At 57.5% G+C, this 21,780-nt stretch carries 17 protein-coding genes; 15 read left to right on the top strand and 2 right to left on the bottom strand.

From position 1 onward, the window contains the following. The first annotated feature begins 68 nt into the window (after window positions 1-68). The 8 genes from ihfB (at window position 69) to S7A_RS12640 (ending at window position 8,872) form a co-directional block, all read left to right on the top strand. A complete protein-coding gene (gene ihfB, locus S7A_RS12675) occupies window positions 69-353 on the top strand; it encodes an integration host factor subunit beta (RefSeq protein ID WP_003849360.1) in 285 nt (94 codons plus the stop codon). Between the two features lie 203 nt (window positions 354-556). Beyond that, entirely contained in the window at window positions 557-2,812 is a 2,256-nt protein-coding gene (locus tag S7A_RS12670) for a DNA internalization-related competence protein ComEC/Rec2 (RefSeq protein WP_033736579.1), read from the top strand. A gap of 34 nt (window positions 2,813-2,846) precedes the next feature. After that, entirely contained in the window at window positions 2,847-4,595 is a 1,749-nt protein-coding gene (gene msbA, locus S7A_RS12665; protein WP_009091107.1) for a lipid A ABC transporter ATP-binding protein/permease MsbA, read from the top strand. Next, window positions 4,592-5,578 carry a tetraacyldisaccharide 4'-kinase gene (gene lpxK, locus S7A_RS12660; protein ID WP_009091105.1) on the top strand — a complete coding sequence of 329 codons (987 nt, stop codon included), beginning with the start codon at window positions 4,592-4,594 and terminating at the stop codon, window positions 5,576-5,578. Before msbA ends, lpxK begins: the two co-directional genes overlap by 4 nt. 41 nt (window positions 5,579-5,619) lie before the next feature. Next, the gene (locus S7A_RS12655) at window positions 5,620-6,834 is read left to right on the top strand and encodes a winged helix-turn-helix domain-containing protein (RefSeq protein ID WP_009091103.1); all 1,215 of its coding nucleotides are present in this window, start codon (window positions 5,620-5,622) and stop codon (window positions 6,832-6,834) included. Between the two features lie 104 nt (window positions 6,835-6,938). Next, on the top strand, window positions 6,939-7,121 hold the full coding sequence (locus tag S7A_RS12650; RefSeq protein ID WP_009091101.1) for a Trm112 family protein: 183 nt from the start codon (window positions 6,939-6,941) through the stop codon (window positions 7,119-7,121). Further along, window positions 7,118-7,867, top strand: a complete 750-nt coding sequence (gene kdsB / locus S7A_RS12645) for a 3-deoxy-manno-octulosonate cytidylyltransferase (RefSeq protein ID WP_009091099.1) — start codon at window positions 7,118-7,120, stop codon at window positions 7,865-7,867. Before S7A_RS12650 ends, kdsB begins: the two co-directional genes overlap by 4 nt. A gap of 111 nt (window positions 7,868-7,978) precedes the next feature. Continuing rightward, complete coding sequence (locus tag S7A_RS12640; protein ID WP_009091097.1) at window positions 7,979-8,872, top strand: hypothetical protein; 894 nt, start codon at window positions 7,979-7,981, stop codon at window positions 8,870-8,872. Here S7A_RS12640 and elyC read toward each other — a convergent pair. Then, window positions 8,852-9,637: an envelope biogenesis factor ElyC gene (gene elyC, locus S7A_RS12635; RefSeq protein ID WP_009091096.1), complete on the bottom strand. Its 786-nt coding sequence runs from the start codon at window positions 9,635-9,637 to the stop codon at window positions 8,852-8,854. The two genes, S7A_RS12640 and elyC, sit on opposite strands and share 21 nt — an antisense overlap. Window positions 9,638-9,762: 125 nt before the next feature. Here elyC and cmoM point away from each other — a divergent pair, with 125 nt between their 5' ends. The 7 genes from cmoM (at window position 9,763) to S7A_RS12600 (ending at window position 20,421) form a co-directional block, all read left to right on the top strand. After that, the gene (gene cmoM, locus S7A_RS12630) at window positions 9,763-10,548 is read left to right on the top strand and encodes a tRNA uridine 5-oxyacetic acid(34) methyltransferase CmoM (protein ID WP_009091095.1); all 786 of its coding nucleotides are present in this window, start codon (window positions 9,763-9,765) and stop codon (window positions 10,546-10,548) included. Beyond that, window positions 10,545-11,867, top strand: a complete 1,323-nt coding sequence (gene mukF, locus S7A_RS12625; RefSeq protein ID WP_009091093.1) for a chromosome partition protein MukF — start codon at window positions 10,545-10,547, stop codon at window positions 11,865-11,867. Before cmoM ends, mukF begins: the two co-directional genes overlap by 4 nt. Next, window positions 11,848-12,573: a chromosome partition protein MukE gene (gene mukE / locus S7A_RS12620; RefSeq protein WP_009091092.1), complete on the top strand. Its 726-nt coding sequence runs from the start codon at window positions 11,848-11,850 to the stop codon at window positions 12,571-12,573. Before mukF ends, mukE begins: the two co-directional genes overlap by 20 nt. Next, on the top strand, window positions 12,570-17,057 hold the full coding sequence (mukB, locus tag S7A_RS12615; protein ID WP_009091089.1) for a chromosome partition protein MukB: 4,488 nt from the start codon (window positions 12,570-12,572) through the stop codon (window positions 17,055-17,057). The genes mukE and mukB overlap by 4 nt, the downstream gene beginning before the upstream one ends. Before the next feature lie 149 nt (window positions 17,058-17,206). After that, window positions 17,207-19,018 carry a L,D-transpeptidase gene (gene ldtD, locus S7A_RS12610; protein WP_009091087.1) on the top strand — a complete coding sequence of 604 codons (1,812 nt, stop codon included), beginning with the start codon at window positions 17,207-17,209 and terminating at the stop codon, window positions 19,016-19,018. Between the two features lie 185 nt (window positions 19,019-19,203). Beyond that, window positions 19,204-19,752 carry a YcbK family protein gene (locus S7A_RS12605; RefSeq protein WP_009091085.1) on the top strand — a complete coding sequence of 183 codons (549 nt, stop codon included), beginning with the start codon at window positions 19,204-19,206 and terminating at the stop codon, window positions 19,750-19,752. A gap of 39 nt (window positions 19,753-19,791) precedes the next feature. Continuing rightward, window positions 19,792-20,421, top strand: coding sequence for an MBL fold metallo-hydrolase (locus S7A_RS12600; RefSeq protein WP_009091084.1), 630 nt, complete (start codon window positions 19,792-19,794; stop codon window positions 20,419-20,421). Window positions 20,422-20,484: 63 nt separating this feature from the next. Here S7A_RS12600 and S7A_RS12595 read toward each other — a convergent pair whose 3' ends face one another. Beyond that, window positions 20,485-21,675: an amino acid aminotransferase gene (locus S7A_RS12595; RefSeq protein ID WP_009091082.1), complete on the bottom strand. Its 1,191-nt coding sequence runs from the start codon at window positions 21,673-21,675 to the stop codon at window positions 20,485-20,487. Window positions 21,676-21,780 lie beyond the last annotated feature (105 nt).

Here is a 21,780-nt window from a genome sequence, read left to right as displayed (position 1 = left end):
CGGGTGGGCAACCACCCGGTTTCGGTAAAAGCTGTCATACTTTCCCTAAGGGATAAACCGGAGGTTACATGACCAAGTCAGAACTGATTGAAAGACTGGCGGGACAGCATACTCATATACCGGCGAAAGTCGTTGAGGATGCAGTAAAAGAGATGCTCGAGCACATGGCCACGACGCTGGCACAGGGTGAGCGCATCGAAATCCGGGGATTCGGCAGCTTTTCTTTGCACTATCGCGCTCCGCGCACCGGGCGTAACCCGAAAACGGGTGACAAAGTGGATCTGGAAGGTAAATACGTTCCCCACTTTAAGCCAGGTAAAGAGCTGCGCGATCGCGCAAATATTTACGGCTAAGCCGATACCGAACCCGATAAACGACATCTCCGGATGTCGTTTTTTTTGCCCGCTATCCTGTCTGCGATCGGCTATCCATGCTGTTCTCATCTGACGCTATCCATCGCAAGTTCTTTGCGAGCCCGCTCGGGCCAGCGCAATTATTCCCTGTTACTTTCTCCTGATGGGTGCAGACTTACCGAACTGACCCGATGGATATGATTATGCTGACATGGACTGTTCTGGCGCGACTGACGATTGTGGCCACACTGCCGCTACTGCTGATGGCCCGGCTGCCTTCAGGGCAGATGATACTGACGTTCCTTCTTACCGGTCTGGCGCTGCTGCATTCTCCTTATCAGCCCGTTCGTCTGATCGGTATCACGCTGCTGCTTCTGAGCTGGGCGTGCAACGACGCCCGTCTGATGGTGCGGGACATTGAACATTTCTCTGCACGTACCAGGAGCTACACGATTCAGATCGCTGAACTCCGCCAGGCGCGCAGGCAAATTCAGGTTCGCCTGCTGGAAGAAGAGGGCAGGAGGATATTTCCGCCGCGCTTCGCCTGGATCTATTTCGATGCTGATTCAGCGCTCTACTGTCCCGGACAGCGCTGGACGATGCAACTGCGTCTGCGACCGGTCCATGCCCGTCTCAACGAAGGCGATTTTGATGCCCAGCGTTTCGCACTCGCTAACAATACGCCGCTACAGGGTCGGATCCTGAAGCAGGTCGCAATTGATGAGCGCTGTGACGCGCGCTGGCGGTTTATTCTGGGGCATCGGGAGAGCACCCGCGGCCTCGCTTCACGGGCGACGCTGGAAGCGCTGGCGTTTGGCGTTCGTGATGAGCTGAGCCAGCAGACGCGTCAGCTTCTGCGGGAGACGGGCACTGCGCACCTGATGGCGATCTCCGGTATGCACATCGCCTTAGCGGCCAGCACCGGCTGGCTGATTGCGCGCGGCGTGCAGTTCTTTTTGCCAGCCCGCTGTGTCGGCTATCTTTTTCCTCTCATCGTGAGCTGGCTGTTCGCCGCACTCTATACCTGGCTTTCAGGCGCGCAGCCGCCCGCAGAGCGTTCATTGCTTGCCCTGACGCTATGGGGAATAACCCGGACTGCCGGTATTCAGCTGAACAGCTGGCAGGTCTGGACATTCTGTATTGCACTGCTGCTGGTGGCAGAACCCTTAACCGTACTCTCTGACAGTTTCTGGCTCTCGGTACTGGCTGTCGGCATGCTGCTGGTCTGGTATCACTGGTTTCCCTTGCCTGCCGCGCTTCGGCATCAACGACGCTGGCTGCCGCTTCAGCTGCTGCATCTTCAGGCGGGCATGATGATTTTAATGGTACCGCTGCAGGTGGCGATTTTTAACGGCATCAGCCTGACGGCCCTGATGGCAAATTTCGTCGCGATTCCGGTCGTCTCATTCCTTACCATGCCCCTGATGACGCTCGCTATGCTGTTGCCGGTCACACAGCTCTCCGGCTTCTTCTGGAGCGCGGCCGATCTTTCCCTGCGAGCGCTGTTTTACTGCCTGAAGCAGCTGCCGACGGGCTGGTATCCACTGAGTGGCACAACCTGGTTTACGGTCATGGTCTGGGGCGGCCTGATCCTCTGGCGCGCGCAGCTCTTTTTCGCTTTTCCTGTGAGCAGCAGCGCGATCGCCCTGGCGATGATACTCAGTCGCCAGCCCAATCAGGAACGGGGCTGGCGTATCGATATGCTGGATATCGGACACGGATTGAGCCTGGTGATCAGCCAGGGCGACGAGGCGGTGATCTATGACACCGGGCCACGCTGGCAGAACGATAATGCAGGCAGTCGGGTGATTATTCCGTGGCTGGAGCGCAGGCAGCTGCGCCTGAAGCAGGTGATCCTCAGCCATAAACATCTTGATCATACCGGCGGGCTGGATGCGATCAAAAAGCGCTGGCCCGCAGCGGAAATCAGAAGTGCGCTGGCGGACAGGACGCACTTACCCTGTGTGCGTGGCACGCAGTGGCGCTGGCGACAGCTCACTTTTCGGGTCATCTGGCCGCTGACGGCCCCTTTACCCGGTGGAAACAACGACTCCTGCGTGATGATTGTTGATGATGGTCAGGTGCGGCTGATGTTAACCGGCGATATTGAAGCCAGGGCGGAGCGTCAGCTGGTGGCCCTGGAAAAGGAGGGATTGAAGGTCGATATCCTGCAGGTGCCGCACCACGGCAGTCGCACTTCGTCCACTTCACTGCTGCTGCGCAAAGCGGCAGGCCACACCGCCATCGCCTCTCTGGCGCGCTACAATGCATGGCGTATGCCTGCAAAACGGGTCGTGGAAGCCTATCACGCCGCCGGTTTTCACTGGCTGGATACCGGGCAGTCAGGGCAAATCAGCATCAGGATAGAGCAGGGCAGCGTGCAGGTTTTCAGCCTGCGGGATCAATTAATGCCCCGTTGGTATCATCAGTGGTTTGGCGTCAAACGTGATTCCAGGTAGAATGGCCGGCTATTTCCAACAGCGTGAATAAATAATGCATCAAGATAAAGATCTCTCTACGTGGCAGACGTTCCGCCGACTCTGGCCGATGATCGCGCCAAATAAAGCGGGATTAATTGTGGCCTCTGTCGCCCTGATTATTAATGCTGCGGGCGACGCCTTAATGCTCTCCCTGTTGAAACCGTTACTGGATGATGGTTTTGGTAAAGCCGACCGGTCAGTGATGCTGTGGATGCCGTTGGTGGTGATCGGCCTGATGCTGGTACGTGGCGTAACCAGCTATATCTCCAGCTACTGCATCTCCTGGGTCTCCGGCAATGTCGTGATGAATATTCGCCGTCGCCTGTTCAGCCATATGATGGGCATGCCGGTTTCGTTTTTTGACCAGCAGTCGACCGGCACCCTGCTGTCGCGTATCACTTATGACTCTGAACAGGTCGCCTCCTCCTCTTCCGGTGCGCTGGTCACCGTGGTGCGTGAAGGGGCATCGATTATTGGCCTGTTTATCATGATGTTCTACTACAGCTGGCAGCTGTCGTTAATCCTGATCGTGCTGGCACCTATCGTCTCCTTTGCCATCCGCACCGTTTCTAAGCGCTTCCGTTCAATCAGCAAAAGTATGCAGAACACCATGGGGCAGGTGACCACCAGCGCCGAGCAGATGCTGAAAGGACATAAAGAGGTACTGATTTTTGGCGGTCAGGAAATTGAGTCAGAGCGCTTTAACCGCGTCAGTAACCGTATGCGTCAGCAGGGAATGAAGCTGGTCTCAGCCTCCTCTATTTCCGATCCGGTGATTCAGCTGATCGCCTCTCTGGCCCTGGCTTTTGTCCTTTACGCCGCCAGTTTCCCGAGCGTCATGGATACCCTGACCGCTGGCACCATCACCGTGGTCTTCTCTTCGATGATTGCTCTGATGCGCCCGCTTAAGTCTCTGACCAACGTCAATGCCCAGTTCCAGCGCGGCATGGCAGCCTGTCAGACCCTGTTCTCCATTCTGGACAGTGAACAGGAAGTGGACAATGGCACCCGCGAAATTACCCGCGCCAAAGGCGATATTGAGTTCCGCGACGTGACCTTTACCTATCCGGGCCGTGAAGTCCCGGCACTGCGCAATATCAATCTGTCGCTGCCCGCCGGAAAAACGGTCGCGCTGGTGGGCCGTTCCGGTTCCGGTAAGTCCACGATGGCGAGCCTGCTGACCCGCTTTTATGACATCCAGCAGGGTGAAATTCTGTTGGACGGTTTTGACCTGCGTGAGTACACCCTGCGTTCGCTGCGTAATCAGGTGGCGCTGGTGTCGCAGAATGTGCATCTCTTCAACGACACGATTGCCAATAACATCGCCTATGCGCGCAGTGAGCAATACAGCCGTGAAGAGATTGAACGGGCAGCGACCATGGCGCACGCCATGGACTTTATCAATAAAATGGATAAAGGCCTGGATACGGTCATTGGTGAGAATGGCGTACTGCTGTCTGGCGGCCAGCGTCAGCGTATTGCCATCGCCCGTGCCCTGCTGCGCGATTGTCCGATTCTGATCCTCGATGAAGCGACCTCAGCTCTGGATACCGAGTCCGAACGTGCGATTCAGTCAGCCCTGGATGAGTTGCAGAAGAACCGCACCTCGCTGGTAATTGCGCATCGACTCTCCACGATTGAAAAAGCGGATGAGATTGTGGTGATTGAAGATGGTCAGATCGTTGAACGCGGAACGCATCAGGTGCTGCTGGCTGAACGCGGTGCCTATTCCCAGCTGCACAAGATGCAATTCGGCCAATGATTGAACGTATCTGGAGTGGTCGCTCACCGCTGTGGCTTCTGCTCTGGCCATTAAGCCTGCTGTATGGGGCGATTACGGCTCTGATACGTTTCAGTTACCGCCGGGGCTGGCGAAAAAGCTGGCGTGCGCCCTTGCCGGTTGTGGTGGTGGGCAACTTAACCGCTGGCGGCAATGGAAAAACGCCGGTGGTGATCTGGCTGGTTGAGGCGCTGCAGCAGCGTGGGCTGCGTGTGGGGGTCGTCTCCAGGGGATATGGTGGCAAGGCGGATCACTATCCTCTGCGGGTGACCAACCAGACCGGCACCGATCAGGCCGGGGATGAACCGGTCCTGATTGCCCAGCGCACCGGGGCACCGGTCGCGGTCGCCCCCCGACGTCAACAGGCAATTGAGGCGTTACTGCAGCAGGGCCCGCTGGATGTCATTATCACGGATGATGGCCTGCAGCATTACGCTCTGCAGCGCGACCGGGAAATTGTGGTGGTGGACGGCCTGCGTCGCTTCGGTAATGGCTGGTGGTTGCCCGCCGGTCCGATGCGCGAACGTGCCAGTCGTCTGCAGCAGGTTGATGCGGTAATCATCAACGGCGGCGATGCACTGGCCGGCGAGATTGCCATGCATCTCCAGCCTGGCCTGGCCACTAATCTGCTGACCGGCGAAACCTGTCCGTTGCAGCAGCTGGAGGCGGTGGTGGCGATGGCCGGTATTGGTCATCCGCCCCGCTTTTTCAACACGCTGAAGCAGCAGGGTATGACGCCGCTGGCAGAAGTCGCCTTTGCCGATCATCACGCCTACAGCGAAGATGAGCTGACCCGCTTACTGCAGCCGGGCCAGCAACTGCTGATGACCGAAAAGGACGCGGTGAAATGCCGTCCGTTTGCTCAGCCGTCGTGGTGGTATCTGCCGGTAGATGCCCGGTTATCCGGCCAGGCCGTGACGCCCTTACTGGACGATATCGAACAGCTCTGCCGCCGCAAGCCCTGAACCCCCAATGCGCATTCAGGTGAGGCCTGATAAGGAAAAGAATGAACACCACGCATTCACTTTCGTTACAGCAGGCCCGTCACCTTCATCTTGCCGCCCAGGGCCTGCTGCGCGCCCCCGCAAAGCGCGCGGTCTATCAGGATCTGATCGCGTGCATCTCCCGCATGTCGCTGCTGCAGATTGATACGATCCATGTGGTGGCCCGCAGTCCCTATATGGTGCTTTTCAGCCGTCTTGGTGACTTTCCACAGCGCTGGCTGGAACAGGCGCTGGCTGAGGGTGAGCTGTTTGAATACTGGGCGCACGAGGCCTGCTTTATTCCCCGCGCTGATTACCGGCTTCTGCGTCATCGTATGCTGTCGCCGGAGCGGCTGGGCTGGAAATATAATGCGCAGTGGGTTGCTGAGCATCAGCAGGAAATAGCCGATCTCCTGCAGCAGATCAGGGAGAAGGGGCCGGTACGGGCCGCCGACTTCAGCCATGCTGATAACCTAAAATCGGGATGGTGGGCATGGAAACCGCATAAGCGCCATCTGGAAAATCTCTTCAGCGCCGGTGAACTGATGGTTACCGAACGCCGCAATTTTCAGCGAGTCTATGACCTGCGCAGCCGCGTGATGCCTGACTGGCAGGATGCCATCCATGGCATCAGCGAAGCGGAAGCCATCCACCAGATGTTGCTGAACAGTGCCCGCAGTCTGGGTATCTTTCGCACTGCCTGGCTGGCCGACTACTACCGTCTGAAACGGGCACCGCTGAACGCGTTTATCGCCGAGGCGCAGGCAGCCGGAGAACTGGTGGCCGTCAACACGGAAGGGCTGGGGGCGATGTGGCTTCACCGGGACCTGCTGCCGTTACTGGAGACCCCGCTGCAGGCGACGCACAGCGCGCTGTTGTCGCCGTTTGATCCGGTGGTCTGGGATCGCAAACGTGTACTGGAGCTGTTCAGCTTTGACTATCGTATTGAGTGCTATACCCCGGCGGAAAAGCGGAAATTTGGCTATTTTGTGCTGCCCATTCTCCATCGCGGTCAGCTGAAAGGCCGGCTGGATGCCCGCATGCTGCGTAAGGCTAAACAGCTGGAAATTAAAAATATCTGGCTTGAAGAGAAGACCCGTGTGACGGCACGCTTTGTCGTGGATATCCGGCGCGCGATCGAACGTTTCGCCGCATGGCAGGGTGCAGAGAGCGTCGTCATCCTCAACATGCCAGAGGCCCTTAGCGATTGCTGGCCTGCGCTGTGGACACTGGCATAATCTCTTTTGCGGCAGCTGCCGCAGAGAACGTTTTACCCCATCCCGCATGAAGCGGGCTATGGTATGCTTTACCCCTTAAGCATTTGCTCCCTGATGGAGGACATATGGATCATCGTTTACTCGAAATCGTTGCCTGCCCGGTCTGTAATGGCAAACTCTACTTTAACAATGCTCAGCAGGAGCTGATCTGCAAACCCGATGGCCTGGCCTTTCCGGTCAGAGAGGGGATTCCGGTACTGCTGGAAACAGAAGCCCGTACGCTCTCTGTTGAAGAGATTCATCCATGAGTTTCACCGCCATCATTCCTGCACGTTATGCGTCAACCCGCTTACCCGGCAAGCCGCTGCTCGATATTCATGGTAAACCGATGGTGGTGCATGTGATGGAGCGCGCCCGCGAGTCGGGTGCCAGCCGGGTCATTGTGGCCACCGATCATCCCGATGTGGCGCAGGCCGTGGAAGCGGCAGGCGGCGAAGTCTGCATGACGCGCGCCGATCATCAGTCCGGCACAGAGCGGCTGGCGGAAGTGATCGAAAAGTATCAGTTTGCTGATGATGAAATCATCGTCAACGTGCAGGGCGACGAACCGATGATTCCGGCAGAGATTGTGCGTCAGGTGGCGAATAATCTGGCGGGGTCGGCCGCGGGCATGGCGACGCTGGCTGTACCCATCACGGATGCGGAGGAAGCGTTTAATCCCAATGCGGTGAAAGTGGTCATGGATGCGCAGGGTTACGCGCTCTATTTTTCACGGGCGACTATCCCCTGGGATCGTGAACGCTATGCTGCGTCACGCGACCAGATTGGTGACACGCTGCTGCGCCACATTGGTATTTACGCCTATCGTGCCGGTTTTATCCGCCGCTATGTTGCCTGGGCACCTTGTCCGCTGGAACAGATTGAGCTGCTCGAACAGCTGCGGGTGTTATGGTACGGCGAGAAAATTCATGTTGCTGTTGCGCAAACTATTCCCAGCGTGGGGGTAGACACGCCAGACGATCTGCAACGTGTCCGCGAGGCCATGCAGGCCTGATTATCGGGGAGCCTGTCTCCCCGTTTCCGCACAACCTTATTGATCCGCCACTAAACTTATCGCCACCACTTCCTTCAGGATATTGTGATACTCATCTGAAGAGGATGCCGCATGGAAGAGCTTAAATCGGAACTCACGCTGGCGCTGGGGGAAACGATCAGCCGCCTCGAAATCATCAGCGATCAGCCGCCCACCCGACTTTATGCGTTATACGATCGGGAAGGCCTCCCTATGCCGGTCGTGGCAAAATATTTTCGTCATCAGGGCCGGGCAGCGATAGAAGCGAAAAAGCTGACGTTGCTCGGTCAGGCCGGACGGATTGCAGTGCCAGCCGTGTATGGTCTGGTGATGAGCCAGCGTCCTCCGGTTCATGAAATGCTTCTGCTGGCGCGACTCAATGGCGTGACGGCGGAGGCCCCGGCGCGGGATGCTCAGCGCTGGCAGCAGTTTTGTGAGCAGGTAGTCGAGGGGCTGCTTGCCTGGCATCGGCTCGACAGCCATGGGCTGGTGGGTACGGTGGACAGCACTCAGCAGAATCGCTGGCCCGCCTGGTATGCTCAGCGGGTTGAGGTGCTGTGGGCGACGCTGAATTATCTGCGACCACCGGCTTTGACGCTCGAAGATCGCCAGATTCTGTTTCGCTGCCGGGCGCGACTGGCGCATCTGTTCCGCGGCTTTGACGATCCCTGCGTAATGGTGCATGGCAACGTCCGGCTGCAAAGCATGCTGAAAAACAGCCGCAGCGATCAGCTAATCGCGATGACCCAGCCCGGCCCGCTCCTCTGGGCACCGCGTGAGATTGATCTCATCCATCTGGATGACTCTCCTGCTGAAACCGCGCTGCTGCACAGCTATCTGCAGCGGGCACCGGTTTCAGAAGGCTTTGTCTGGCGTCGGTGGGTTTATCAGGTGTGGGACTGTGTCGACCAGCTGATCCAGACCGGCACCTTTAATCGTCCCCGTTTTGACCATGCCTGCGCGCAGCTACTTCCCTGGCTCGGCTGAGTCCGGTTTCTCGCCTTTCAGCCGTTGTAATAGTGCGCCAAGCGTTTCATACACCGCCCGTTCGCTGTGACTCAGCCAGATCGAGGAGGGTATCGCTCGCTCCCATCCATTCAGCGGTGAGGTAATTGCCAGCTGGTTGGCGGGTGCGGCAATCGGCTGCAATCCGACCGCGTGGAAAAAATGTATTGCCCGCGGCATATGATTCGCGGATGTGACCAGCAGGAATGGATGTTCACCCACCACGCCTTTCACCGCCTGCGCCTCATCCGCCGTATCGCGCGGCTGATCGAGAAGCTGAATATGTGCCGGGGGAACCCCCAAACTTTCGGCTACCTGTGCCGCGACCCAGGCGCTGCTCTTCGGATTGGTGCCGCCTGCGGCGCCGGTGAAAATCAGGGTCGATTGCGGATTGCGTTGCCACTGACGCACTCCTTCTGCCACGCGCGGCAGGCTGTTGTTCAGCAGGTTTGAGCTCGGCGCCCACGCCGGATTGAACGTGTAGCCTCCGCCCAGCACGACGATGTAATCCACCTCACGGGTGCCGTTCCAGGTCGGATAACGGCTATCCAGCGGCAACAGCAGGCGATCGGCCAGCGGTTGCAGACTCAGAAGCAGCAGTAACAGCCAGCTGACAGAGATCACGGTTTTACCGCTTTTCTGCCAGTCAGTCAGCCAAAGCAGTAAAATGCCCAATGCCATCAGCAAAAGCAGAAACGGCAGGGGTAAAAGCAGCCCGCCAGTCACTTTTTTCAGGGTAAATAACATCAAAAACGCGTCCTGTTGTCCGAAAATAGAGCACCCGGAAGGGAAGATGGGGATGAAAGGTTCATTCTTCTGGTGCCTGTGACAAAATAGCACAAGTCTTACCGCAGCATACCGGAGCGCATGCCATGCAGGATCGTAACTTTGACGATCTCGCGGATAAATTTTCGCAAAATATTTACGGCACCACCAAAGGACGGATACGCCAGGCCATTCTCCATGATGAGCTGGCGATGATCCTGCCAGGCCTGTCGCCACATCCGCTCTCCGTGCTGGATGCGGGTGGCGGAATCGGCCAGGTCTCCAGCGGTCTGGCGGCACAGGGCCATCAGGTGCTGCTGTGCGATCTCTCCGGTGAGATGCTGCGCCGGGCGGAAGAAAATGCCACGGCGCAGGGTGTGAGCCACAACATGCAATTCAGACAAATTAGCGCCCAGCAGGTGGGTGAACATTTGGATAAGCCGGTGGATCTGGTATTGTTCCACGCTGTGCTTGAGTGGGTCGCCGAACCGGAGGCGGTGCTGAAAGCGTTGTATGATGTGCTGCGTCCGGGTGGGGTCATGTCACTGATGTTTTACAATCTGCATGGCCTGACACTGCGCACCTTAACGCTGGGCAACTTTGGCTATCTGCGCACCAACCTGACCAAACGCAAAAAGCGCACGCTATCGCCTGACTATCCCCGCGATCCCGATCAGGTTCATCGCTGGCTGGAGGCCTGTGGCTTTGTGATTGAGCGGCGTGCCGGTATCCGGGTTTTCAGCGACTACATGAAACCGCCAAAGGGCGAGCCCAAAAGCGACGACGAAATTATTGAGATGGAGCGGCGTTACTGCCGTCAGGAACCCTTTTTAAGCTTAGGGCGTTACATCCACGTGACCGCGCGTAAACCCGGGCAGAAGGACGAATTATGAGTGAATTTTCCCAGACGGTACCTGAACTGGTATCCTGGGCGCGCAAAAATGACTTTTCCCTTGCGCTGCCAGTGGAACGGCTGGCCTTTTTGCTGGCTATCGCCACCCTCAACGGGGAGCGGATGGACGGCGAAATGAGCGAAGGCGATCTGATTGATGCTTTCCGTCACGTCAGTAAAGCGTTTGAACAAACCCATGAAACCGTGCTGGTTCGCGCCAATAACGCCATCAATGACATGGTGCGACAGCGCCTGCTCAACCGCTTTACCAGCGAGCTTACCGAAGGCAACGCCATCTATCGCTTGACGCCGCTGGCGATCGGTATCACCGACTACTACATCCGTCAGCGGGAGTTTTCGACCCTGCGCCTGTCGATGCAGCTCTCCATTGTGGCCAGTGAGCTGAAGCGGGCCGCCGATGCCGCCCAGGAAAATGGCGATGAGTTTCACTGGCACCGTAATGTTTTCGCGCCGCTGAAATATTCGGTGGCAGAGATATTCGACAGCATCGATATGACCCAGCGTCTGATGGATGAGCAGCAGCAGGCGGTCAAAAACGATATCGCCGAGCTGCTGAACAAAGACTGGCGCGCGGCTATCTCCAGCTGCGAAATGCTGCTTTCAGAGACCTCGGGAACCCTGCGCGAATTGCAGGATACGCTCGAAGCCGCAGGTGACAAGCTGCAGGAAAACCTGTTACGCATTCAGGATGCCACGCTGAACAGCCCGGATCTCGGGTTTGTCGACAAGCTGGTGTTTGATCTGCAGAGCAAACTTGACCGAATCACCAGCTGGGGCCAGCAGGCGATTGACCTCTGGATCGGCTACGACCGCCACGTCCACAAATTTATTCGTACTGCCATCGACATGGATAAAAACCGCGTCTTTGCGCAGCGTCTGCGGGTATCGGTTCAGAATTACTTCGACGCGCCGTGGGCGCTGACCTATGCCAACGCCGACCGTCTCTATGACATGCGTGATGAGGCCCTGACGCTGCGTAACGACGAAGTCATGGGCGAACTGCCGCCGGAGATGGAGTACGAAGAGATCAACGAAATCCGCGAACAGCTGGCAGCCATGATTGAAGAAGCGCTGCAGGTCTACAAGTTGCAACAAAAACCGCTCAACCTCGCGTCAGTAATGCGCGACTACCTGGCCCAGTATCCCCGCGCCCGTCATTTCGATCTGGCGCGCATTGTGGTGGACCAGGCGGTGCGTCTTGGCGTAGCGGAAGCCGATTTAGCCGGCTTGCCTGTGGAATGGCAAGCCATCAATGATTACGGAGCCAAGGTGCAGGCACATGTCATCGACAAATATTGAACAAGTGATGCCGGTTAAGCTGGCACAGGCACTGGCCAACCCGATTTTCCCCGCGCTGGACAGCCAGTTACGCGCGGGACGCCACATCGGTATTGAAGAGCTGGATAACCACGCTTTTCTGATGGACTACCAGTCGTTTCTCGAAGAGTTTTACAGCCGCTATCACGTGGAGTTAATCCGTGCGCCGGAAGGCTTCTTCTATCTGCGTCCGCGTTCAACCACGCTGATCCCGCGCTCGGTACTCTCTGAGCTGGATATGATGGTCGGGAAAATTCTCTGCTATCTCTATCTCAGCCCGGAACGGCTGGCCAATGAAGGGATTTTCACCCAGCAGGAGCTCTATGATGAACTGCTCTCGCTGGCGGATGAGAACCGGCTGCTGAAGCTGGTGAATCAGCGTTCAACCGGGTCGGATCTGGACCGCACCAAGCTGCAGGAGAAAGTGCGCGCCTCACTGAGCCGTCTGCGCCGTCTCGGCATGGTGTGGTTTTTCGGCAACGACAGCAGCAAATTCCGCATCACGGAATCGGTGTTCCGCTTTGGCGCTGACGTGCGCGGCGGGGATGATGCCCGTGAAGCGCAGCTTCGTCTGATTCGTGACGGGGAAGCGATGCTACTGGAAAACGCCACTGCACCGGTCGACACCGATGAAGGTGACGGGCAGGAGAGCGACGCGAGTGAGAACGCAGAGGAAGAACAGGCATGATTGAGCGCGGAAAGTTTCGTTCGCTTACGCTGATCAACTGGAACGGCTTTTTTGCCCGCACCTTTGATCTTGATGAATTAGTTACCACGCTGTCAGGCGGTAACGGGGCCGGTAAGTCCACCACGATGGCGGCTTTTGTCACCGCGCTGATCCCCGATCTGACACTGCTGCACTTCCGTAATACCACCGAAGCGGGTGCGACCTCCGGGTCGCGCGATAAAGGCCTGCACGGCAAACTGCGCGCCGGCGTCTGCTACTCCATGCTGGATGTGGTGAACTCACGCCATCAGCGTGTGGTGGTGGGTGTTCGCCTGCAGCAGGTCGCCGGCCGGGATAAAAAGGTGGACATCAAGCCGTTCAGTATCCACGGTCTGCCTGCCGACACCAATCCGACCGACATGCTGACTGAAGTGCTGAACAGCCGTCAGGCGCGCGTGTTGCCGCTGAATGAGGTCAAAGAGCGGGTTGAGGCGCAGGAAGGGGTACAATTCCGCGCCTACAACTCGGTCACTGACTATCACGCCATGATGTTTGATCTGGGTGTGGTGCCGCGTCGTCTGCGCTCCGCCAGCGATCGCAGCAAGTTTTATCGCCTGATTGAAGCCTCGCTCTACGGCGGTATCTCCAGTGCCATTACCCGATCGCTGCGTGATTACCTGCTGCCTGAAAACAGCGGCGTGCGCAAAGCCTTCCAGGATATGGAAGCCGCACTGCGCGAGAACCGCATGACGCTGGAGGCAATCCGCGTAACTCAGTCCGATCGCGATCTATTTAAACATCTGATCTCTGAGGCGACCAGTTACGTTTCAGCTGACTACATGCGCCATGCTAACGAGCGCCGGGTTCATCTCGACAGCGCGTTACAGCTGCGCAATGAACTGTTCAGCAGCCGCAAGCAACTCGCCACCGAGCAGTATCGTCATGTTGAAATGGCGCGCGAGCTGGCTGAGCACAGCGGCGCCGAAAACGATCTCGAAGTCGATTATCAGTCCGCCAGCGATCACCTTAACCTCGTGCAGACGGCGATGCGTCAGCAGGAGAAGATTGAACGTTACGATGCCGATATCGAAGACCTGACGCTGCGGCTGGAAGAGCAGACCGAAGTAGTGGCCGAAGCGCGTGAGATTCAGGAAGAGAACGAAGCGCGGGCTGAAGCGGCTGAGCTGGAAGTGGATGAGCTGAAAAGTCAGCTGGCTGATTTCCAGCAGGCGCTCGACGTGCAGCAAACCCGCGCCATTCAGTATCAGCAGGCACTGCAAGCACTGGAGCGCGCCCGCACCCTTTGCCAGTTGCCCGACCTGAGCATCGACAATGCAGCCGAATGGCAGGAGAGCTTCCAGGCTAAAGAGGAGGAGGCGACAGAGCACCTGCTGCGTCTGGAGCAGAAGCTGAGCGTGGCGGAAGCGGCGCACAGTCAGTTTGAACAGGCGCTGGCGCTGGTGACCAGCATCGCCGGTGAGGTGAGTCGTCAGGATGCCTGGCAAACCGGCCGCGAACTGCTGCGGGATGCCAGTAATCAGCGCCATCACGCCGAACAGCTCTCCTCGCTGCGTCTGCGTCTCAATGAACTGGAACAGCGGCTGCGCGAGCAGCACGAGGCTGAGCGTCTGCTGGCCGAGTTCTGCAAGCGTCAGGGGCAGCACTACGACGCGGATGCGCTGGCTGGCCTGCAGCAGGAGCTGGAAGCGCAGATTGAACAGCTGAACAGCAGCGTGGCTGACGCGGGTGAGCAGCGCATGAAGATGCGCCAGGAGCTCGAACAGCTGCGTGAACGTATTACAGGCCTGACGGCGCGCGCGCCGCACTGGCTCGCCGCCCAGGAGATCCTGACGCAGCTCAGCGAACAGACCGGCCAGGCGCTGAACAGCAGCCAGGATGTCACCGAGTACATGCAGCAGCTGCTGGAACAGGAGCGTGAAACTACCGTCGAGCGCGACGAAGTGGCAGCACGTAAACGCGACATCGAGCAGCAGATTGAACGGCTCAGTCAGCCGGGCGGTGCTGAGGATGCGCGTCTGACCCAGCTGGCAGAACGTTTTGGCGGCGTGCTGCTGTCAGAGATTTACGATGATGTGACCCTGGACGATGCGCCGTACTTCTCGGCGCTCTATGGCCCGTCACGTCACGCGATTGTTGTACCTGATCTTTCACGGGTGCGCGAGTTGCTGGACGGACTGGAAGAGTGCCCGGAAGATCTCTATCTGATCGAGGGCGATCCGCAGTCATTCGACGACAGCGTCTTCAGTGTTGATGAGCTGCAGAATGCGGTCGTGGTAAAAGTGGCTGAGCGTCAGTGGCGCTACTCCCGCTTCCCGAAAATACCGCTGTTTGGCCGCGCGGCGCGTGAAAATCAGCTTGAGCTGCTGCATCTGGAGCGCGACAAGCTGGCGGAACGCTACGCGACCCTGTCGTTTGATGTGCAGAAAACGCAGCGTCTGCATCAGTCCTTCAGTCGCTTTATCGGCAGTCATCTGGCCGTCGCCTTTGATGCCGACCCGGAAGCGCAGATTCGTCAGCTGGGCGCGCGTCGCGGGGAGCTGGAGCGGGCACTCAATCAGCATGAAAGTAACAATCAGCAGCAGCGTCAGCAGTATGAGCTGGCGAAAGAGGGCGTGTCGCAGTTAAACCGCCTGCTGCCGCGCGTTAATCTGCTGCTGGATGACACCCTGGCCGATCGCTGCGAAGAGATTCGTGAGCAGGTTGATGCCGCTCAGGATGCGGCGCGCTTCCTGCATCAGCATGGCGCTAAGCTGGCGAAACTGGAACCGATCATCGCGGTTCTGCAGAGCGACCCGGAACAGCACGAACAGCTGCAGGCGGACTATCAGCAGGCGCAGCAGCAGCAGCGCAACGCCCGTCAGCAGGCATTTGCCCTGACCGAGGTGGTGCAGCGTCGTGCTCACTTCAGTTATGACGATTCAGCCAGCATGCTCAGTGGCAACAATGACCTCAGCGACAAACTGCGTCAGCGCCTGGAGCAGGCTGAAGGCGAGCGCAGCCGCTGCCGTGAACGTCTGCGTGAACATCAGGCACAGCTGACCCAATATGCTCAGCTGCTGGCCTCGCTGAAAAGCGCCTGGGATGCCAAGCGCGACATGCTGAAAGAGCTGCAGCAGGAGATGCAGACGATTGGCGTCCATGCGGACAGCAGCGCAGAAGCGCGGGCGCGGGCGCGTCGCGATGAGCTTTATACCGCACTGAGCCACAACCGCGCACGCCGGAATCAGCTGGAGAAACAGCTGACCTTCTGCGAAGCGGAGATGGATAACCTGCAGAAGCGACTGCGCCAGCTGGAGCGCCAGTATCATCAGGTGCGTGAACAGGTGGTCAGCGCGAAAGCGGGCTGGTGCACGGTGCTGCGTCTGGTCAAAGAGAATGGCGTGGAGCGCCGTCTGCATCGTCGTGAACTCGCCTACATGAGTGGCGATGAACTGCGTTCGATGTCGGATAAGGCGCTGGGTGCGCTGCGTCTGGCGGTGGCGGACAATGAACATCTGCGCGACGTGCTGCGGCTGTCAGAAGATCCGAAACGTCCGGAACGTAAAATTCAGTTCTTTATCGCCGTTTATCAGCATCTGCGTGAGCGTATTCGTCAGGACATTATCCGGACTGACGATCCGGTGGAAGCGATTGAGCAGATGGAGATTGAGCTGAATCGCCTGACGGAAGAGCTGACCGCGCGTGAGCAGATGCTGGCCATCAGTTCTCGCAGTGCAGCGAACATCATCCGTAAAACCATTCAGCGTGAACAGAACCGTATCCGTCAGCTGAATCAGGGCCTGCAGACTGTCAGCTTTGGTCAGGTGCGCAGCGTACGTCTCAACGTTAACGTTCGCGAAACCCATGCCATGCTGCTGGATACGCTGTCAGAAGAGCATGAACAGCATCAGGACCTCTTCAACAGTAACCGTCTGACCTTCTCAGAGGCGCTGGCGAAGCTCTATCAGCGTCTGAACCCGCATATCGATATGGGTCAGCGGACGCCGCAGACTATCGGTGAGGAGCTGCTGGACTACCGCAACTATCTGGAGATGGAGGTGGAAGTTAACCGCGGTTCGGATGGCTGGCTGCGTGCAGAAAGTGGCGCGCTCTCAACCGGCGAAGCGATCGGTACCGGGATGTCGATTCTGGTGATGGTCGTGCAGAGCTGGGAAGAGGAGTCCCGCCGTCTGCGTGGCAAGGATATCTCACCTTGCCGCCTGCTGTTCCTGGATGAAGCGGCCCGTCTGGATGCCCGCTCTATCGCCACGCTGTTTGAGCTGTGTGAACGTCTGGAGATGCAGCTGGTGATTGCTGCGCCGGAGAACATCAGCCCGGAGAAAGGCACGACTTACAAACTGATGCGTAAGGTGTTTAATAACACCGAGCACGTGCATGTCGTCGGCCTGCGTGGATTTGCGGCCGATCCCGTGCCCACTCGCGCCGGGAGCGGGGAGGCCGCTCTGCCCGATCTGACCACTGAAAAATCTCAGGCTGAGACGTAGTCAAAAACCGAACCATTGGTTAATCTGGAAACGGCATTTGTCGTATGAGGCAAATGCCGTTTTTGTTTGTATACTCAACATAATGAGTCACAGCCCGATCGCAGCGGATACAGGGAACGCTGCGCAGTTAAGAAGATAAGGGGGCAGGGATGTTGCTGGCAAAAAAGGTTAATCATCATCGTGTTATATCATTGTTAGCGCTGGCGCTAACGGTTGTTCCATTTACGCTACCACAGGCCGCTGTTATCGCCGCGATGCCCGGCACCGCGCACGCGTCAGTTTCGGTTTCCGACAGTCAGCAACGTATCCGCCAGGCGTTTTCCAGCGCCGATCAGCCATTTTATCTTGCGCCGCTGGCGACGCTGTATGCGTCCCGCCACATGCAGCCGCTCTGGCAGGATGAGCAGGCGGTTCAGAAGTTTCAGCAGCAGCTGGCTGAGGTGGCGCTCTCTGGCGTTCAGCCGCAGTTCACGCGCTGGGTTGACCGTCTGACTAACCCGGCTATCACTGGTTTTGCGCGTGACGTGACCCTCTCCGACGCCATGCTGGGCTACCTGCAGTTTGTCTCTAACGTGCCGACGCAGGGCGAAACCTGGCTCTACAGTAATGTTCCCTACAGGCTGACACAGCCGTCGGTGGCCGTGGTAAATCAGTGGCAGAATGCGGTCAATGCGGGCGCGAGCAGTACGTTTGTTGCTTCCCTGCAGCCGCAGCATCCTCAGTATCAGCCGATGCACGCTGCGCTGAAAGCGCTGCTCAGTGATAAACAGCCCTGGCCGCAGCTGAAGAACAGCGAAACGCTGCGTCCGGGTCAGGTCAGTGACGATGTGCCCGCACTGCGTGAAATTCTGCAGCGCAGCGGCATGCTGACCGCACAGAGCAACGCACCGGCTCCGGATGATGATGCCGTGCCGGTCGCTCCTTCGCCGGTAACCCACAGCGATCAGCCGGTGGCAGTGAGTCCTTCCGCCACCCCGGTCAACGATCTGCCTGCGCCATCGCCGCAGTCACCCGGCAACGTTCAGAGCCAGACGCTGGACGGCAACACCGCCAATGTCTATGACGAGACGCTGGTGGCGGCGGTCAAACGTTTTCAGCAGTGGCAGGGACTGGATGGCGATGGCGCTATCGGTGCCAGAACGCGGCAGTGGCTGAACGTCTCACCCCAGATGCGCGCTTCGTTACTGGCGCTGAATATTCAGCGACTGCGCCTGCTGCCGGATGATATGCACAACGGCATTATGGTCAACATCGCCAACTACTCGCTGATCTACTACAACAACGGCAACAAGATCCTCTCTTCCCGGGTCATTGTCGGGCGTCCCGATCGTAAAACACCACTGATGCGCAGCGCGCTCAATAATGTGGTGCTCAATCCGCCGTGGAATGTGCCGACGACGCTGGTGCGTAAAGATATCATCCCTAAAGTGAAACAGGACCCCACCTATCTCTACAAGCACGGTTATACCCTGCTGTCGGGCTGGAGTGCTGACGCTGAAGTGATCGATCCCAGCATGATCGACTGGCGCATGGTTTCCGCTGCATCCTTTCCTTACCGGATGATTCAGGCTCCGGGTCAGACGAATGCGCTGGGCCGATACAAATTCAACATGCCTAGTTCGGATGCCATCTATCTGCATGACACGCCAAACCATAACCTGTTTCAGCGTGATATTCGTGCGCTCAGCTCAGGCTGCGTACGTGTGAATAAGGCATCAGAACTGGCCGGGTTGTTACTGCAGGATGCAGGCTGGAACGACTCCCGTATTTCCAGCACCCTGAAAGAGGGGGATACCCGTTATGTGCCGATTCGCCATCGCATCCCGGTCAATCTCTATTACCTTACTGCCTGGGTTGCTGATGATGGCAAGCCGCAGTTCCGAACAGATATTTACAATTATGATGACACCGCCCGTTCGGGCAGTCAGGCACTGAGCCGGGCGAAACAGTTACTGCTCTAGTGATTGATTTTAAATCGTTAGCGGCGCACCTGGCACTGTAAGAAATATCCTCTGAGAGCGATTCCTTCGGGAATCGCCTCTCAAACACGCCCCAGATGGGTTGACGCTTACCTGAGAGAAAGTTATGGTTCGGCCTGTGCGCTTTTTGCACATTTCTATGGCTTCACTCTCAGGTAAACCGCTACATGTCTACTATTGATTCTTTTCGTCGCAACCTGCTGCTTTGCGGTAGTGCCGCCGCCGGACTGGCATTATTGCCCGCTTCTGCAAGGGCCTCGCTTTCAACGTCTCGCCCGCGTGTATTGATGCTTAACAATCTTCACACCGGTGAAACCCTTAAAACTGAATTTTTCAATGGTAAGAGTTACGACAAGGATGAGTTGACACGATTAAATCACTTTTTCCGTGACTACCGCGCCAATAAAGTGAAAAGCATTGATCCGCACCTCTTCGATCAGATTTTCCGCCTGCAGGCACTGCTCGGTACGCGCAAACCTGTCCAGCTGGTCTCGGGCTACCGTTCACTGGCGACCAACAATATGTTACGTGAGAGCGGTCCGGGAGTCGCGAAGCATAGCTATCACACCAAAGGCCAGGCGATGGATTTCCATATTGAAGGGGTTTCATTAGCCAATGTACGCAAAGCAGCGTTATCTCTGCGTGCGGGTGGTGTAGGATATTATCCCCGCAGTAACTTTGTACATATTGATACCGGTCCGATCAGGCACTGGTAACGACACCGGCGACGCTGCGTGAGCCGGTCATGGAGCGTTATGAACTACCACATTATTCCTGTTACAGCCTTTGCCCAGAACTGTTCCGTTATCTGGTGCGACACCACCCGTGAAGCGGCTCTGGTCGATCCAGGCGGCGATGCCGATCTGATCAAACAAACGCTGGAACAGCTCAGACTCAAACCCGCTCAGATTCTGCTGACCCATGGGCATCTCGATCACGTCGGAGCCGCGGTCGAACTGGCGGCTTACTATCAGATCCCTGTTGTCGGGCCACAAAAGCGGGATGCTTTCTGGCTGGAGGCGCTGCCCACGCAGAGCCGGATGTTCGGACTGGAAGAGTGCGCCCCTTTTACGCCGGATCGCTGGCTGGAGGAGGGGGAGAGTGTGCAGGTCGGGCTGACTACGCTGGAGGTCCTGCACTGCCCGGGCCATTCCCCTGGTCATGTGGTGTTTTTTGACCGTCCCGGAAGGCTGCTGATTTCAGGTGATGTGATTTTTAATGGCGGCGTGGGACGAACAGACTTCCCGCAGGGCGATCATCAGCAGTTAATTAAGGCGATTCACACTAAATTACTGCCGCTGGGCGATGATGTGACTTTTCTGCCCGGCCACGGCCCGATCTCCACACTGGGGCAGGAGCGCATCAGCAATCCTTTTCTGCAGTAAAAACAGTCCTTTTGCTGCCATAAAAAATGGGCCCTCAGGCCCATTCTTGTTTTATCGCCTGCCTCAGAGCACCGCGACAATCGCTTCGCACAGCGCCGACATGTTGTCCGGCGTCATGCCCGCCACATTCACGCGGCCAGAGTTAACGGCATACACAGCGAACTCTTCACGCAGGCGAATAACCTGCTCTTTGGTTAAGCCGCTGAATGAGAACATGCCGTTTTGCTTAATGATAAAGCTGAAGTCACGCTGCGCACCTTTCTCTGCCAGCGTGTTAACAAACAGCTGACGCATGCGCTGAATGCGCTGACGCATGTCCGACAGCTCCTGCTCCCAGATGGTCCGCAGCGCGTCGTTACTCAGAATCGTCGCGACGACGGCCGCACCATGCGCCGGGGGATTGGAGTAGTTGGCACGAATGGTGTATTTCACCTGACTGAATGCGGTTTCTGCTACGCCTGCGTCGGCCGCTACCAGCGTGATGGCCCCCACGCGCTCATTGTAGAGACCAAAATTCTTCGAGTATGAGCTGGCGACAATCAGCTCCTGATGTGACGCGGCGAAAATACGCAGGCCTTCGGCATCTTCGTCCAGACCACGGGCAAAGCCCTGGTAAGCGAAGTCGAACAGCGGCAGCCAGCCATTCGCCTGTGAGATCTCTGCCAGCTTCTGCCACTGCTCCGCTGTCGGATCGATACCGGTCGGGTTATGGCAGCAGCCGTGGAAAAGTACCACGTCGCCAGGCTGAACCTGACTCAGCGACGCCAGCATTCCCTCAAAATCGAGTGTATGGTTTGCCGCGTCATAATAGTGATATTCACACACCTCAAGACCGGCAGCATTGAACACATTTTTATGATTCGGCCAGCTGGGATTGCTGATCCAGACCCGTTTCACCGCCGTCTGCGTGGCCAGAAAATCTGCCGCAATGCGCAGCGCGCCTGTGCCACCTGGCGTCTGTGCCGTACGTGCACGGCGCGCGCTAATCAGTGGACTATCATTGCCGAACAGCAGGGCCTGCGTGCAGCGCGCGAAATCCGCCAGACCATCAATGCTGAGATAGTTTTTGGTGGTTTCGTTTTCCAGCAGATACTGCTCAGCCTTTTTAACACTGGTCAGCACCGGGGTCTTGCCGGTTTCGTCTTTATAGACGCCGATACCCAGATTGATTTTTTCAGGGCGGTCATCAGCACGAAACAGATCGGCGAGCCCGAGAATAGGATCGGCGGGTGCAGCAGAGATCGATTCAAACATGTGTCAGGTCCATTAGCGTGAACGTTTGCAAGAGGGCTCTCAGGTTAACGTCCGGCCAGGCAAATGCCAACCGTTTGCGAATCAAAATGCTCTATTTTGCGGTGC

The sequence above is a fragment of the Pantoea sp. Sc1 genome (assembly GCF_000255315.1).
GTDB classification, from domain to species: Bacteria; Pseudomonadota; Gammaproteobacteria; order Enterobacterales; family Enterobacteriaceae; genus Pantoea; species Pantoea anthophila.
This window is presented reverse-complemented; position numbering and strand designations above follow the sequence as displayed.

What these genes read in the sequence shown, in the direction of transcription:
- lpxK (WP_009091105.1), top strand. Translation starts at nt 4,592, where the DNA reads ATGATTGAACGTATCTGGAGTGGTCGCTCACCGCTGTGGCTTCTGCTC.
- mukE (WP_009091092.1), top strand. Translation starts at nt 11,848, where the DNA reads ATGTCATCGACAAATATTGAACAAGTGATGCCGGTTAAGCTGGCACAG.
- mukF (WP_009091093.1), top strand. Translation starts at nt 10,545, where the DNA reads ATGAGTGAATTTTCCCAGACGGTACCTGAACTGGTATCCTGGGCGCGC.
- ldtD (WP_009091087.1), top strand. Translation starts at nt 17,207, where the DNA reads ATGTTGCTGGCAAAAAAGGTTAATCATCATCGTGTTATATCATTGTTA.
- S7A_RS12640 (WP_009091097.1), top strand. Translation starts at nt 7,979, where the DNA reads ATGGAAGAGCTTAAATCGGAACTCACGCTGGCGCTGGGGGAAACGATC.
- S7A_RS12670 (WP_033736579.1), top strand. Translation starts at nt 557, where the DNA reads ATGCTGACATGGACTGTTCTGGCGCGACTGACGATTGTGGCCACACTG.
- S7A_RS12600 (WP_009091084.1), top strand. Translation starts at nt 19,792, where the DNA reads ATGAACTACCACATTATTCCTGTTACAGCCTTTGCCCAGAACTGTTCC.
- mukB (WP_009091089.1), top strand. Translation starts at nt 12,570, where the DNA reads ATGATTGAGCGCGGAAAGTTTCGTTCGCTTACGCTGATCAACTGGAAC.
- msbA (WP_009091107.1), top strand. Translation starts at nt 2,847, where the DNA reads ATGCATCAAGATAAAGATCTCTCTACGTGGCAGACGTTCCGCCGACTC.
- S7A_RS12595 (WP_009091082.1), bottom strand. Translation starts at nt 21,675, where the DNA reads ATGTTTGAATCGATCTCTGCTGCACCCGCCGATCCTATTCTCGGGCTC.
- ihfB (WP_003849360.1), top strand. Translation starts at nt 69, where the DNA reads ATGACCAAGTCAGAACTGATTGAAAGACTGGCGGGACAGCATACTCAT.
- kdsB (WP_009091099.1), top strand. Translation starts at nt 7,118, where the DNA reads ATGAGTTTCACCGCCATCATTCCTGCACGTTATGCGTCAACCCGCTTA.
- elyC (WP_009091096.1), bottom strand. Translation starts at nt 9,637, where the DNA reads ATGTTATTTACCCTGAAAAAAGTGACTGGCGGGCTGCTTTTACCCCTG.
- cmoM (WP_009091095.1), top strand. Translation starts at nt 9,763, where the DNA reads ATGCAGGATCGTAACTTTGACGATCTCGCGGATAAATTTTCGCAAAAT.
- S7A_RS12655 (WP_009091103.1), top strand. Translation starts at nt 5,620, where the DNA reads ATGAACACCACGCATTCACTTTCGTTACAGCAGGCCCGTCACCTTCAT.
- S7A_RS12650 (WP_009091101.1), top strand. Translation starts at nt 6,939, where the DNA reads ATGGATCATCGTTTACTCGAAATCGTTGCCTGCCCGGTCTGTAATGGC.
- S7A_RS12605 (WP_009091085.1), top strand. Translation starts at nt 19,204, where the DNA reads ATGTCTACTATTGATTCTTTTCGTCGCAACCTGCTGCTTTGCGGTAGT.